This window comes from Ruminococcus turbiniformis (assembly GCF_020687545.1).
GTDB classification, from domain to species: domain Bacteria; phylum Bacillota; class Clostridia; order Lachnospirales; family Lachnospiraceae; genus Mediterraneibacter; species Mediterraneibacter turbiniformis.
In genome coordinates this window covers 14,600-27,902 of sequence record NZ_JAJEQX010000007.1, presented here as the reverse complement: position 1 = coordinate 27,902, position 13,303 = coordinate 14,600, and the positions used below count along the sequence as shown (strand labels likewise).

10 protein-coding genes are annotated in these 13,303 nt (G+C 51.6%); 2 read left to right on the top strand and 8 right to left on the bottom strand.

Annotation, left to right across the window (positions count from 1 at the left end; genetic code table 11):
* Positions 1-43 precede the first annotated feature (43 nt).
* Positions 44-913, top strand: coding sequence for a LysR family transcriptional regulator (locus LKD70_RS05425; protein ID WP_227707021.1), 870 nt, complete (start codon positions 44-46; stop codon positions 911-913).
* Between the two features lie 40 nt (positions 914-953).
* On the opposite strand, the gene LKD70_RS05420 is transcribed toward LKD70_RS05425, so the two are convergent.
* Genes LKD70_RS05420 through LKD70_RS05410 form a run of 3 tightly spaced genes read right to left on the bottom strand, consistent with a single transcriptional unit; the run spans position 954 to position 4,699 of the window.
* On the bottom strand, positions 954-2,324 hold the full coding sequence (locus LKD70_RS05420) for a radical SAM protein (protein WP_227707020.1): 1,371 nt from the start codon (positions 2,322-2,324) through the stop codon (positions 954-956).
* Between the two features lie 41 nt (positions 2,325-2,365).
* The gene (ftsH, locus tag LKD70_RS05415; protein ID WP_227707019.1) at positions 2,366-4,195 is read right to left on the bottom strand and encodes an ATP-dependent zinc metalloprotease FtsH; all 1,830 of its coding nucleotides are present in this window, start codon (positions 4,193-4,195) and stop codon (positions 2,366-2,368) included.
* Between the two features lie 42 nt (positions 4,196-4,237).
* On the bottom strand, positions 4,238-4,699 hold the full coding sequence (locus tag LKD70_RS05410; RefSeq protein ID WP_227707018.1) for a hypothetical protein: 462 nt from the start codon (positions 4,697-4,699) through the stop codon (positions 4,238-4,240).
* A 237-nt stretch (positions 4,700-4,936) separates the two neighbouring features.
* Here LKD70_RS05410 and LKD70_RS05405 point away from each other — a divergent pair, with 237 nt between their 5' ends.
* Complete coding sequence (locus LKD70_RS05405) at positions 4,937-5,527, top strand: glycosyltransferase family 8 protein (protein ID WP_227707017.1); 591 nt, start codon at positions 4,937-4,939, stop codon at positions 5,525-5,527.
* Between the two features lie 98 nt (positions 5,528-5,625).
* On the opposite strand, the gene LKD70_RS05400 is transcribed toward LKD70_RS05405, so the two are convergent.
* The 5 genes from LKD70_RS05400 to LKD70_RS05380 all read right to left on the bottom strand — a co-directional run bounded on the left by LKD70_RS05400 (position 5,626) and on the right by LKD70_RS05380 (position 13,288).
* Entirely contained in the window at positions 5,626-6,165 is a 540-nt protein-coding gene (locus LKD70_RS05400; protein WP_227707016.1) for a TetR/AcrR family transcriptional regulator C-terminal domain-containing protein, read from the bottom strand.
* Positions 6,166-6,286: 121 nt separating this feature from the next.
* Positions 6,287-7,288, bottom strand: coding sequence for an ornithine carbamoyltransferase (gene argF, locus LKD70_RS05395; protein WP_265104759.1), 1,002 nt, complete (start codon positions 7,286-7,288; stop codon positions 6,287-6,289).
* 236 nt (positions 7,289-7,524) lie between these two features.
* The gene (locus LKD70_RS05390) at positions 7,525-8,352 is read right to left on the bottom strand and encodes a TrmH family RNA methyltransferase (protein ID WP_227707015.1); all 828 of its coding nucleotides are present in this window, start codon (positions 8,350-8,352) and stop codon (positions 7,525-7,527) included.
* A 36-nt stretch (positions 8,353-8,388) separates the two neighbouring features.
* Positions 8,389-10,578, bottom strand: a complete 2,190-nt coding sequence (locus LKD70_RS05385) for an ATP-dependent helicase (RefSeq protein WP_227707014.1) — start codon at positions 10,576-10,578, stop codon at positions 8,389-8,391.
* The gene (locus LKD70_RS05380) at positions 10,559-13,288 is read right to left on the bottom strand and encodes a DEAD/DEAH box helicase (RefSeq protein ID WP_227707013.1); all 2,730 of its coding nucleotides are present in this window, start codon (positions 13,286-13,288) and stop codon (positions 10,559-10,561) included. Before LKD70_RS05380 ends, LKD70_RS05385 begins: the two co-directional genes overlap by 20 nt.
* Positions 13,289-13,303 lie beyond the last annotated feature (15 nt).

Below are 13,303 nucleotides of genomic sequence, written 5' to 3'. Positions count from 1 at the left end.
ATCGATATTAATCTTGTTTTTTAATTGTAAAGGGGGAGTCCATATGAATACGATCCAATTGGAATGCTTCGTCGCGGTGGCGGAACACTTGAATTTCTCCCGCGCGTCAGAAGAACTTAAGATCACCCAGCCGGCAGTCAGTCACCAGATTCAGTCTCTGGAAGAGGAGCTTGGCGTAAAGCTGTTCGTCCGCACGAGCAAGAGCGTAACCCTGACTCAGGAGGGATTTCTGTTTCTCCCTGACGCACAGCTCATATTGAAGACCGCCCTTTCCGCCAGAGAACGGCTGGGGACCCATGAGCATTTCGTCTCCTTCGACGTGGGCTGCCACAACCAGCTGGAATTAAGCCTCCTTCCCCCCGCGCTCAAGGCAATGTCAGAGGACTTTCCGCTGCTTCGCCCCTCCGTCCACCTCGTCCCCTTTCCTTCCATCATGGGGATGATCGAAAACCGGCAGATCCAGGCCGCGTTCGGCATAAAGGGCGTAAAAAAAAGAGGGCGCAGAAAAAGCTCCTCTCTTGCGTTTAAGGAGCTCTGTCCCGCTCCCATTGCCTGTGTCTGTTCTCCTGAGCATCCGCTGGCAAAGTATGAATCGCTCACGAAAAGCGACCTGACCGGGAGCATCATTGTCTGCTCGCCCCGCCAGATCGCTGACGAGATTTTCGCTCTTCAGAACGAGATCCTTGTCCGTCTCCTGCCGGCAGAGCGCTATTTTACCGAAAATATAGAAACGGCTCTGACCCTTGTCCGGGCTCAGATGGGGTACACTTTGTACCCCGACGTCATCCCGGCCAGACAGCCGGATCTCCGCTATATCCCGATTACGGACATTCCGCCGCTGTCTTTCGGGATCTGGTACCGGCCCGACAATGACAGTCCGGTGCTGAAAAAATTTCTGGGGGCTTTCCGGTGAGTCCAAAACCCGTTCCGGTTTGCCCCGCCCTCTTCTTATTCTATGTGGTATGCTTTTCTCTGCTTCCGGCTTTGCCGTGAGACTTCTCCCACAGCTTGTCCGCCGTCGGCTTCCACGCCTCGGCGTAAGGCTCGCACCGGTCACACAGGTCATCCGCGCTCTCCGGATCCTGGTAATCCGTATTCACTGCTCCGGTCTCTTTGACAAGCGCCCTTAATCTCTCCGGGTTCTCCAGCATCGGACATGGACGGAGGTGGTTGTCGTTGAACGGCTGATTGTCATGGTACGCCTGGAAGATCGGGCTTCTCAGAGCGTCAAGCAGCGAGCAGTCGTGGATGTTCACGTTAGAATAATGGATAAACACACACGGCTCCACATCGCCTTTCGCGTTAATGTGCAGATACCGTCTTCCTCCGGCGATACATCCGCCCACATATTCTCCGTCGTTCTGGAAGTCCATTCCGAAGATCGGCTTTGTCTGACGGAAACCGCGGATTCTGTGGTACATCGCTTCCCTCTGCGCCGGAGTCGGAAGCAGCTCTGCAACCGCGCCCTGTCCTACCGGCATATAGTGGAAATACCATACGAAGAGTGCTCCGCTCTCTATCATCATATCGTAAAATTCTTCACTGCTGACGTCCTCAAAGTTTTGGCTTGTATAGCAGACCGAGATTCCGAACGGAAGCTTATGCGCTTTCATCAGCTGCATTGCATGACGCACTTTCAGATACACGCCGTCGCCTCTGCGCCCGTCGTTCGCCTTTTCAAATCCTTCCAGACTTATAGCCGGAACGAAATTCCTGACCCGAAGCATCTCCTGACAGAACTCCTCATCGATCATGGTTCCGTTTGTAAACGCGAGGAACTCGCAGTCCGGATGCATCTCGCAGATTTTAAAGATATCTTTTCTGCGTACCGTCGGCTCACCGCCCGTATAGATGTACATGTATGTCCCCAGTTCTTTTCCCTGTCTGACGATCGAGTCGATGTCTTCCAGCGACAGGTTGAACTGATGGCCGTACTCTGCCGCCCAGCAGCCGGTGCAGTTTAAGTTGCACGCTGTCGTGGGATCAAGTAGAATCGCCCACGGGATATTGCAGTTGTATTTCTCCGCCATCTCATTCTGCGTCGCACTGCCCTTTAAGCTGGCATTGGTAATGAAATTCTGAAAGAAGGTTCTGCGCACACCCGGATCCAGCTCATAGAGCCGCAGGATCAGCTGATACCAGTTATTTTTTTCTTCGATGGATTTCCGGATCGCATTTCTCTGGCTTGAATACCAGTCCTTCGGCATCATCCGGTCCACGAACGCCATCAGCTTCGGTATATTTTCCTCCGGATTTCCCTCCAGATATTTCAACGCCTGAGTCACTGTAAATTCCCGCATTGTCTCTCTGATTGTTTTTCCCATTTGTATCTTCCGCCTTTCTCTTCTGCTTTTTATACGCGCATTTATGCCGCGCTTCTGTTCAGAATCTGCATAAATTCTTCCCCTGTGATTGTCTCTCTCTCGTACAGATAGCCGGCCAGTTCATCCAGCTTGTTTTTGTTATCCCTCAGAATTGTCATCGCTTTTTCATGCTGTCCTTTTACAAGTGCTACTACCTGTCTGTCAATCTCTGCCTGTGTCTCGGCAGAACAGCAAAGTGATGTGTCTCCGCCAAGATACTGGTTGTTCACTGTCTCCATGGCAACCATGTCAAAATCTTCGCTCATACCGTATCTTGTGATCATCGCTCTGGCAAGCTTTGTCGCCTGCTCGATGTCATTGGAAGCTCCCGTCGAAGCCGAGTGGAAGATCAGTTCTTCCGCAGCCCTTCCGCCGGTCAATGTGGCAATCTTGTTCTCCAGCTCTTCCTGGCTCATCAGATAGTGGTTGCCTTCCTCCACCTGCATTGTGTAGCCAAGCGCTCCCGATGTACGGGGAACGATCGTAATCTTCTGCACCGGTGCGGAGTTCGTCTGTTTTGCCGCCACGAGCGCATGGCCTATCTCATGGTATGCAACGACCTTCTTCTCCTGATCGGTAAGGATCGCGTTCTTTTTCTGATATCCCGCGATGACAACCTCAATGCTCTCCTCGAGATCTGCCTGCGTCACGTACCTGCGGTTCTCTCTTACCGCTTTCAGCGCCGCTTCATTTACGATATTCGCAAGCTCTGCTCCGGATGCTCCGGACGCCATTCTTGCAATGCTGCTGAAGTCTACGCTTTCGTCTGTCTTTACTTTCCTTGCGTGAACTTTCAGGATCTCCTCACGGCCTTTCAGATCCGGAAGTTCTACCGGCACTCTCCGGTCAAAACGTCCCGGACGGGTCAGTGCCGGATCCAGCGATTCGGGCCGGTTCGTCGCAGCCAGAATAATGACGCCGTTGTTGGACTCAAATCCGTCCATCTCGGTAAGCAGCTGGTTCAGCGTCTGCTCCCGCTCGTCGTTTCCGCCTACGCGGCCGTCACGTTTCTGTCCGATGGCATCGATCTCGTCGATAAATACGATACACGGCGCTTTTTCATTCGCCTGTTTGAACAGGTCACGGACTTTGGATGCACCCATTCCGACAAACATCTCCACGAACTCCGAACCTGACATCGAGAAAAACGGTACGTTCGCCTCGCCGGCAACTGCCTTGGCGAGCATCGTTTTTCCGGTTCCGGGAGGTCCCACAAGAAGGATACCTTTCGGCATGGATGCGCCGATTTCTTTATACTTTGAAGGATTGTGCAGATAATCCACAATCTCTGCGAGATTTTCCTTGGCCTCATCTTCCCCCGCCACATCAGAAAAGCGGATTCCTTCTGATGATTTCACATAAACCTTCGCGCTGCTCTTTCCGGTGCCGAATATCATTGAATTCGGTCCTCCGCTTGCCCTGCTCATGAGCTTTCTCGACATATACTGCCCGATTCCGACAAAAATCAAAATCGGAAGAATCCAATACAGAAGGAATGTAAGAAGCGGTGACGTCTGCTCTGTAATCTGCCCTGAAAATTTCGCGCCGCAATCATACAGCCGCTCTGTAAGCTGCGGGTCTTCCACCATCCCTGTCTTGTAAATCTCGTCTCCGTCTTTGTTTGTAAACAGTATCTCATTCTCCTGCCGGTCAATCTCTACCTGACCGATATCCTTCTGTTCTGTCATTTCCATAAAGGTTTCGTATCCGACCTGCTTTACCTGGCGTTCCGCCATCCACGGCATAAGCAGGAAGTTGAACAGAAGCAGCACAATCATTACAATTACATAATAATAAATCAGTGGTTTTCGTGGTTTTTTAACTTCTTGCATACTCGGTTCTCCATCCTTTTTTCGTCTTTCCTGTTATCTTTTCTATATCTGTACAGATGCCGCGTTCTCTTCGCTCCCGCCTTTTTTCTGTTCGGCAAGAGCCGTCATTGCAGAGATAACCGCCTGCTGTACAGACAGTGTCGCAAAGTCCATGGCAAACTCTGCATAGAGCATGTCGGCCTCCGCCTCATCCTCTTCCCTGCTGCAGTTCTCAGAATGGATGTCCTCGGCGATCTGCTGTTTCATCAGTTCCCCGATCTTCTCCCTGTAATCAAGCTGGGCGCGGCTTAATTTCTCCACAGCTTTTGAGCGGCAGGCTTTTGCCTTTTCTTCCAGAAGCAGCGTGCTTTCCGCATATTCTTCTTTTGCTTTCTTAAGTTCCGCACAGATTCTGTCTCTGTTCTCCTGTTCCAGAATGCGTATTCTGCCCTGAAGCTTTCCGTACTGTTCTTCCATTTCACACAGCTTTACGGCAAATACGCTTTCTCCGATACCCATACTCATGAATGAATAGCCTCCTTTCCGTGCCCTTGTTACCTCCTGTTTATTTATATAGCAGATGAATTTTTAAATTGCGACTCTCAAAATCGGAGATTTGTATTGACAAAATATAAATTATGTAAAAAATCCTGACAATTTCAGAATTTTGTAAAGACATACAGCCAAAAATATAAGTAGCAGATTTTTGTTTCTCCGGCTATATTGTAATTGCACGAGAAATTAACGAGGAGGATTTAATGAATGGACCGCATACAGATACTGGCAACATTAAACGAGTCATACCTTCCCCGGCTGGAGGTGCTTCTCACATCGATTTTCATAAACCAGCCGGACGATCCCGCAGACATCTGGCTGATGCACAGCGGAATCCCGGATGAGAAGTTTCAGCCCGCAGAAGCGCTCTGCCGAATGTACGGGTTCGGATTTTATCCGGTTGCCATCGGCACATCCGCCTTCAAAGGCGCTCCGATCAGCCGTCAGTATCCGCGCGAAATGTACTACCGTCTGCTTGCATCCCATCTGCTGCCGGACAGGGTTCACCGTATTATTTATCTGGATCCCGATATCCTCGTAATCAATTCTCTGAGGATGCTCTGGGAAACGGATATGAAAGGATGCCTTTTTGCCGCGGCCGCCCACACCGGAACGACAGAGCTTGCAAACAGCATCAACCAGCTCCGCCTCGGCACGGATCACAACTATTACAATTCCGGGGTTCTGCTCATGGATCTTGACAGAGGAAGAGAAGAGATCATTGCGGAAGATCCAAGCCGTGGCAGACCGGGTATATTCACAGATTCGGAATTCTGTACAAACATTACATGGCACTGACGGAGAAAATGAAAAAGCGGGCTTTGTCACAGGGGTAATCCTGTGGCAAAACCCGTTTCCTTTCACTGGTACTTTGATATTCACTGATACTTTGTCATTTACTGATACTGCGAGAGGGACAGTTTCCCGGTAATAATACGCTCCAACTGATACGCGAGCTTTTTCTCATCGATCTTCCGTCCGGCATACTGCAGCAGGACTCCGGTCATGCCGTATGCATAAAAGCACAGCAGCATTTCCGCATCGTCAACGCTGATCTCAAACCCCGGCGCCTTGTTCCGGGCCATCTGCCTGAGATATTTCATCACCGACTCAATCAGGATTCTCTCGATCTGAACCCACCGCTTTGAATCGCGCAGTTTTTCCAGTTTTATTTTATTATCACGCACAAAATTAAGATAAATCTGAACCGCATCCACTTCGTTTTCTGCCTCCATGCTCTGTTTCGCAAGGTTCTGGGCTGCCTGCCCGAACGCCCACTCAAGCACGTCCAGAATATCCCGGTAGTGATAGTAGAAAGTCTGTCTGGATATCTGACACTCTTCGATAAGTTTTGTAACTGTGATTTTATCCAGATCTTCTTTCTCCAGCATTTCGGTAAAGGTATCGGCAATCAGCGCTTTCATTTCTTCCCGCATTCTAAACACCTCATTCTGCATACATTGAAAGCATATTACACAAATATATTGCTATTTTAGTCCGCCTTTTCCGAAGTTGCAAGCAAAATTTTTTACACTTTCCCGCATACCGCAAAAGGAATTATTCGATTCCAAGCGTTGCCATCATAACAGCCTTAATCGTGTGCATCCGGTTTTCCGCCTCATCGAACACTTTTGACTGCACGGATTCAAACACTTCATCCGTAACTTCCATATCCTCAATGCCGAACCGTTCTCCCATCTCTTTCCCGATCGTTGTCTTCAGATCGTGGAATGCCGGCAGGCAGTGGAGGAAGATTGCCCCCTCTTTCGCGTTTGCCATCACTTCTTTCGTCACTTTATACGGAGAAAGTTCTTTAATCCTCTTCTCCCACACTTCATCTGGCTCGCCCATGGATACCCAGACGTCTGTGTAGATTACATCTGCATCCTTTGTTCCTTCCTTCACATCGGAAGTCAGTGTGATCGTCGCTCCGGACTCCTTCGCGTACTCCTGACACTGAGCCACAAGCTCCGCATTCGGGAAATACTCCTCTGTCGTACACGCGACAAAATCAAGGCCGAGCTTGGAGCACGCAACCATAAGAGAGTTTCCCATATTGAAGCGGGCGTCGCCCATGTAGACAAGCTTCAGGCCTTTCAGAGTGCCGAAATTCTCACGGATCGTCAGCATATCCGCAAGCATCTGAGTCGGATGATACTCGTTCGTCAGGCCGTTCCACACCGGAACTCCCGCGTATTTTGCCAGTTCCTCCACGATCTCCTGACCAAAGCCGCGGTACTCGATTCCGTTATACATTCTTCCGAGCACACGGGCTGTATCTTCGATGCTCTCCTTCTTCCCCATCTGGGAACCTGTCGGTCCGAGATAGGTCGATCCCATTCCCATATCGTGAGCAGCCACCTCAAACGCGCAGCGTGTCCTCGTGCTGTCTTTCTCAAAGATGAGCGCCACATTTTTTCCGCGGTAGTTGTCCACAGGCACCCCGTTTTTCTTCTTTTCCTTCACATCTGCGGCAAGATCAAGCAGATATGTAATCTCCTCCGGTGTAAAATCTTTCAGTGTAAGAAAATTCCTTCCTTTTAAGTTGATTGTATTCATTGTCATCCTTCCTTTCTGCTGCCGCCCGGCGGCTTCTCTTTTCAGCACTCACCCTGCCGTACCGGACGCAGGATAATTAACTGGATTTTTAAATCAGCGCATAAACTTTCACGAAACATGCTTATTATACAACACTTTTGCATAAAAATGCAATAGTTGTGCATAAATTTACATTTAGGTAAGTACAGCTTTGCGAATGGCGCGGACTGAACTGCTGCCTGTATTTTCCCCTCGCATCACAGACGTCTCTGACGGCTCACCTCGAACATAAGCACAGCCGCGGCAACTGCGGCGTTTAAAGACTCCGCCTTTCCGTACATGGGGATCCGGATCCGGCAGTCCGCGCACGCCGCGACTTCGTCCCTGAGTCCGTTCCCCTCGTTTCCTATAAGAAAGGCACAGGCACTTTTATAATCCTCTCTGTCGTACGCGTTCTTTCCCTCCAGGTGCGCCGCATACACTCTGAGCCCGCTCTGCTTCAGCTCTCCGATCGTTCCCACAAGATCGTCCACATACAGAAACGGTACACGGAACACCGCCCCCATAGTGGAGCGCGTCACTTTCGGATTGTAAACGTCCACGCAGTCGCGGCTGAGCACGATTCCCGTGGCTCCGGCTGCCTCGGCAGTCCGGAAAACCGTCCCCAGGTTTCCCGGATCCTGAAGATTATCCAGCACGAGTACATGTGCATGTTCCGGCTGTTCCCCCACCTGTTTCCCCGGCTTTTTCCCCAGGATGTCATCCATTCCGTATTCAAGCCGTTTCACAACGGCCAGAATCCCCTGGGGCGTCTTCGTGTCCGATATGTGCGCGAATACATTGTCGGCAAAAACCTCTGTGCGGCAGATTCCGCCCAGACTGTCCGCCTCCTCCCTGTGCTTCTGTACATAGCTCTCAGACAGGCAGATCCTTTCGACCCGTCCCTTCATTCTCCCGTCAGAAACCAGCTCTCCGACCATACGCGGCCCTTCTGCCACGAAAACGCCTGCCTCCTCCCGCGCACGGTTCTTTTTCATCAGCCTGACAAGTTCTTTCACCTGAGCGTTGGCTGTGCTTGTAATCATGATCTATTTCCTCCCGTTTTCCCATTTTTCCAGTTCTCATTTTATCTCCACTTCCCCGAATGCTTTCAGGAACTGTTTCTTTCCATATCCCGGAAATTCTGCCTCCACGGTTGTCCCGTCATCGGATACGAGCACGCCTTCCCCGTATTTCCGGTGTCGTACACGCACCTTTTTCTCTTCCGGCTGCTCCTTTTTCTTCCGGTTTTCCTGAATCTGACGCCTCATCTGCTGAAGGCCGTATCCTTTCTCCGAACTGCCTCCTGTCCCGGTCTCTCCGGAAATCAGATGCTCCGGAATCATTTTCAGATACCGGCTGTACTCTCCGGCCACCCCCGGCTCTCCCGGGTTCGTATACCATGAAAGCTCCAGCTCGTTTTTCGCCCTTGTCATCCCGACGAAAAAGAGCCGACGCTCTTCTTCCTCCTGCTCAAAACCGGTACAGCGGAGCGGAATCAGTCCCGGGTTCACACCGATGATAAACACCGTATCAAATTCCAGACCTTTGGAGGCGTGGAGGGTCATGAGTTTTACCGAGTCCGGCGCCTCGCCTGTTTCCCCGCCATCCACCGCGTTCTTATCCGCCGCGTTCTTTTCTCCCGCGTCGATTTTCATGCCGTAGAGCGCGGAACTGTTGATAAATTCCCGCATGCAGTCCATATATCTTTTTCCCGGCCCTTCCTCTAAGATCTGCCCGCAGTACGCGCAGACTTCTTCCAGAAATGCCAACGCCGTCTGCGCGTCCCGCCTGTACTCTGCGGACGTCGGATGCAGTGCCTCCCTCAGTCCGAACCAGTCAAAGAGCGCCTGTGCAGACGGGAACTCTTCCTCTTTCCCGGAGAACACACCGCAGGGGAACTCCTTCATCCGCCTGTACAGTTCTGACGTCTCCCGCCTGTCTTCCCTGACGATCTGTCCTGCCTTTTTCTTCGTACACTTTTCTCCGTACAAAGGATCAGCCAGCACTGCGATTCCGGTCTGCTCATCCATAGAGTTTACAGAGAAACGCAATACTTTCACCAGCCAGTCAAGAACAGGGATATCTTTCAGTGTTTCCTTCACAGACAGTTCATACGGAATACCGTGCCTCTCAAACACTTTCGCGAGAAGCTCCGACTGTCTCTGAAGCCGGTAAAACACCGCAATGTCGCGGTATGCGGTTCCGCTCTCATGCATCCCGCGTATCCGTTCTGCCAGATATTCCGCCTCCTGAAACGGATCGTAATGATTTTTCACGGTAATTGTCCCGCGGTTTTCCCTGTCCCCCTGTATTCCGGTTCCAAACTGAAGGAAACGGTTTGCCGCCTCCAGAATGGATGCGCCGGAACGGTAATTCACCGGGAGAGTCAGCTCTCTTGCTCCAAACCGGTGTTTCAGAAGAAAAAACATGTTGTCCCCTGTTCCCCTCCAGCTGTAGATCACCTGATTCGGGTCCCCAACTGCGAAAAGCTTCCCTCTGTGTTCCTCGTGTTCCTTATGTTCCTCGCCTTTCCCGGTTTGCCCCAGCAGCGCAGCCAGAAATTCCATCTGAAGCGCATCGCTGTCCTGCACCTCATCTACGATCACCCAGGCCGGACGCCAGACTCCATTTTCCGCTTCTGCATCCGCAGATCCGCCGCCCGGTGAGAGCAGTTCTGTGCTCACCCGAAGCAGATCGGAAAACGCCATCTTATTCTGCCGTTTCTTCTCCTTAAGAAGCAGTGGATACAGCGCGAACAGGTCATCTTTATACCGGCTTTCCGCCTTTCCGCTCTCATAAGCCCCGTATTCCTGTTCCAGCCGTTTTTTCAGCCGGTTTTTATATTTCACTTTCAGACCCCGGGACGTGATCAGTTCCAGTGCAAGATCAGTTTCTTCATCCGGGTCCATCACAGTAAACTCTTTTGTCCAGCCGGCGGTTTCCACAGAAAGTCTGTCTTTGAGCAGGCGCAGTGCCACACTGTGGAAGGTGCCGAACCCGTGTACCTGCTCCGGAGCAATCTCCCCTTCACAGCTCTTTTTCAGCCTGGCGATGATCTCATCCGCCGCCTTGTTCGTAAAAGTCAGCACCGCCATGTCTTCAAAAGGAATCTGCTTTTCCATATGCAGCCAGAGTACTTTGGCGATGAGCACTGTCGTCTTTCCGCTTCCCACATTGGCGTTCACCACACAGGCAGGGTTCTCATCGAGCACAGCCTCCTGCTGATAATGATTCAGTTGTCTCCACATGTCACGAAAGTCTGTCTTCATATCTTCTCCGGAGTTTTCCTCTGATCTTTTCCGCTCTGCCGCGGTCTTCGCTCACTCTCACTTCAATGCGCATATCCGACGGACATACTGCATGGTAACGTATCGTATTTTCCAGTCCGCGCACATTGTCCGGGTCCATAAGCCACTCCTCATAGAACGCGTTTCCCACGGTGAGAATCAGTCTGTGCCCGCTGACATCTGCCGCCTCAACTGTTCTCAGAAATGCGCCGCCGCTCTCCCCGCTTCTGATCACGGAATCGCAGAATTCCGCCCACTCTTCCGGCAGTTTGTAGAAAGAAAATCCTTTCTGAACAAACGGACGTGATTCCTCAATCTGTTTCTGTTCATACTCCGGCGGCTCACTCTCCTCCAGCAGGTTCTTCAGCCCCCAGAGCACCATCTTCTTATCCAGACTGTAATCTCCCACGCAAGCCGGACATCCGCTTTCGCACGGACATCCCTCAACCATACGGACGGCATTTGCAATAATCTGCGGCACAAGCTCGGATATCTTCTCCGAATATCCAAGACCTCCCTCATATTTGTCATAGATGAAGAGGGAGACTATCTGTTCCCTGCGCCCGTCCGGTATCGCGGCGTTGTTGGAGACAACCGCATCGATATCATCCCGGGCCGTCATCGTTGTCATCATGGCAGCATTTTTCAGGGCATAGCAGAGTCCCTCAAAATGGTCGTTCAGAACAAGCTCTCCGAGCCGGTTCGGCATAAGCAGGCTTCTGTATACGTCTGTCACATTTTCCGGAATCTCAATCCACGTACTCTCCGTGTCATAGTCTTTCTGAAGAGGCTGTGTCAGCTCCACGTATCCGAGATTCTGGTGGTTGTGGAACTGCAGCTTCTTAAACATGGAAACAATTTCATTGACATTGACATCTCCAAAGTGTACTGTCGTCCGTCCAACCGTCTCTTCATGGAATGCCTGGAGAATCCGTGTCTCTTCTGTTCCCGCAGGCACAGTATAGTAATTTCCCTCAAACGGCACCGCCTCAGCGGTTCTGCTGACGAGATCCAGTTTCAGCACTTCGTACAGCGTACCTTCATGCATGTAGACCGCGCCCGGATGAAGTTCATGATACGCCTGCGTCTCGTCCATTTCCGTAACTTCACGTCCCGGACCCGCCGCCTGTCTCACCCCGTCCGTAAACTCGACCTGTTCTTTTACGATCAGCTTAAATCTGGTTCTGTCCATATTCCGGAGACTGTAATCTCCCGCCGGAAATGCCGGACCTGACCATGAAAACCGCCCGGACAGGCTCTTTACTTCCTCCGCATTCAGAAGCACTGGAATCACTTCTCCCAGATCCGGAAACAGCGCAATATCATCCAGCGAAAGCGGCATCTCCGCCGCGGCCGCCCGGATATGTGCAAGCTGGATAAGCAGGTTGTCCGGATCTACGATTGCATTCTCGCTCCCCTGTGAGAAGAGCCACTCCGGATCAATGGCAATGTACTGGTCAAAAGGCTGGTTTTCCAGTATGAGATAATTGATACATCTGCCCTGTTCGCCCCTGCTCCGTCCGGCGCGCCCGGTCTGCTGCCAGAAGGAAGCACGCGTGCCGGGATAACCTACGATCACCGTGGAATCCAAATTTCCGATGTCAATTCCCAGTTCGAGCGCATTGGTGGACACCAGACCGGAGAGCTCCCCTTCTGCCATTTTTCTCTCAATCTCCCGCCGCTCTAAAGGAGTGTAGCCGCCCCGGTATCCGGCGATTTTCCCGCCGTCTCCCTTTCCGAGAAAACCTGCCGCATCCAGCCTGTCCCTCGATTCCTTTAAAATAACTTCCACATTTCTCCGGCTCCGCCCGAAAGCGATAAAATGGCGGTCTTCTTCCGTCAGTTCGGGAATCATTTCCGCAGCCACCGAGGACGCGGACCGTCTGCCATAGATTTTATCGTTGCTTCCTTTGATCTCCGGCGGCTGTATAATCCGGTACTCCTTCTCCGGCGCAGGCGAGCCGTCTCTGTCGATCAGCGCAAACTTCTCCCCGCAGATCCGTTCCGCCAGTTCCACCGGGTTCGCAATCGTAGCCGAACTGCACAAAAACTGCGGTTTCGAACGGTAATAACCGCACACCCGCTTCATCCTCCGGAAAATATTTGCCAGATGCGCGCCGAACGCGCCCCTGTAGCTGTGAAGCTCGTCAATCACCACGTACTTCAGATTCGTAAAGATAAAGTCAAACCCGTATTTGCTGTGGTTCGGCAGAAACGCTGCATTTAGCATCTCCGGATTTGTAAGTATGATGTTCGCACTCTTTCTGATCCGGCTGCGCTCTGCCTTCATTGTGTCCCCGTCATAGACGCCTGCGCAGATCTTTCCCTCCCCGAAATATTCAAGAAACGGCTGGAGCGCCCGGTACTGATCGCTCGCAAGTGCCTTTGTCGGATATACAAAAACCGCCCTCGTAAGCGGGTCTTCCAGCACCGCCTGAAGCACCGGGAGAAGGAACCCCAGCGTCTTCCCGCTCGCCGTGGAAGTCGTAATCACCACATTTTCTCCGCTGCGCGCCGCCTCAAACATCTCAGCCTGGTGGGTATAAAGCCGCGGTATGCCGTGTTCTGTCAGATATGTCTTCAGATCAGGGTGAAGCGCCTCCGGAAATTCCGAAAAGGACGCCGGGTGCGCAGGAAGTATTTTCCTGTATATGGTCAGATCACTGATGTCTTTTGATACAGGTTCTTTCATTGAATCATTCTCCGC

Excerpts from the sequence above, each read along its gene's own strand:
- ftsH (WP_227707019.1), bottom strand. The coding sequence starts at position 4,195 with ATGCAAGAAGTTAAAAAACCACGAAAACCACTGATTTATTATTATGTA.
- LKD70_RS05420 (WP_227707020.1), bottom strand. The coding sequence starts at position 2,324 with ATGGGAAAAACAATCAGAGAGACAATGCGGGAATTTACAGTGACTCAG.
- LKD70_RS05405 (WP_227707017.1), top strand. The coding sequence starts at position 4,937 with ATGGACCGCATACAGATACTGGCAACATTAAACGAGTCATACCTTCCC.
- argF (WP_265104759.1), bottom strand. The coding sequence starts at position 7,288 with ATGAATACAATCAACTTAAAAGGAAGGAATTTTCTTACACTGAAAGAT.
- LKD70_RS05380 (WP_227707013.1), bottom strand. The coding sequence starts at position 13,288 with ATGAAAGAACCTGTATCAAAAGACATCAGTGATCTGACCATATACAGG.
- LKD70_RS05410 (WP_227707018.1), bottom strand. The coding sequence starts at position 4,699 with ATGAGTATGGGTATCGGAGAAAGCGTATTTGCCGTAAAGCTGTGTGAA.
- LKD70_RS05400 (WP_227707016.1), bottom strand. The coding sequence starts at position 6,165 with ATGCGGGAAGAAATGAAAGCGCTGATTGCCGATACCTTTACCGAAATG.
- LKD70_RS05390 (WP_227707015.1), bottom strand. The coding sequence starts at position 8,352 with ATGATTACAAGCACAGCCAACGCTCAGGTGAAAGAACTTGTCAGGCTG.
- LKD70_RS05425 (WP_227707021.1), top strand. The coding sequence starts at position 44 with ATGAATACGATCCAATTGGAATGCTTCGTCGCGGTGGCGGAACACTTG.
- LKD70_RS05385 (WP_227707014.1), bottom strand. The coding sequence starts at position 10,578 with ATGAAGACAGACTTTCGTGACATGTGGAGACAACTGAATCATTATCAG.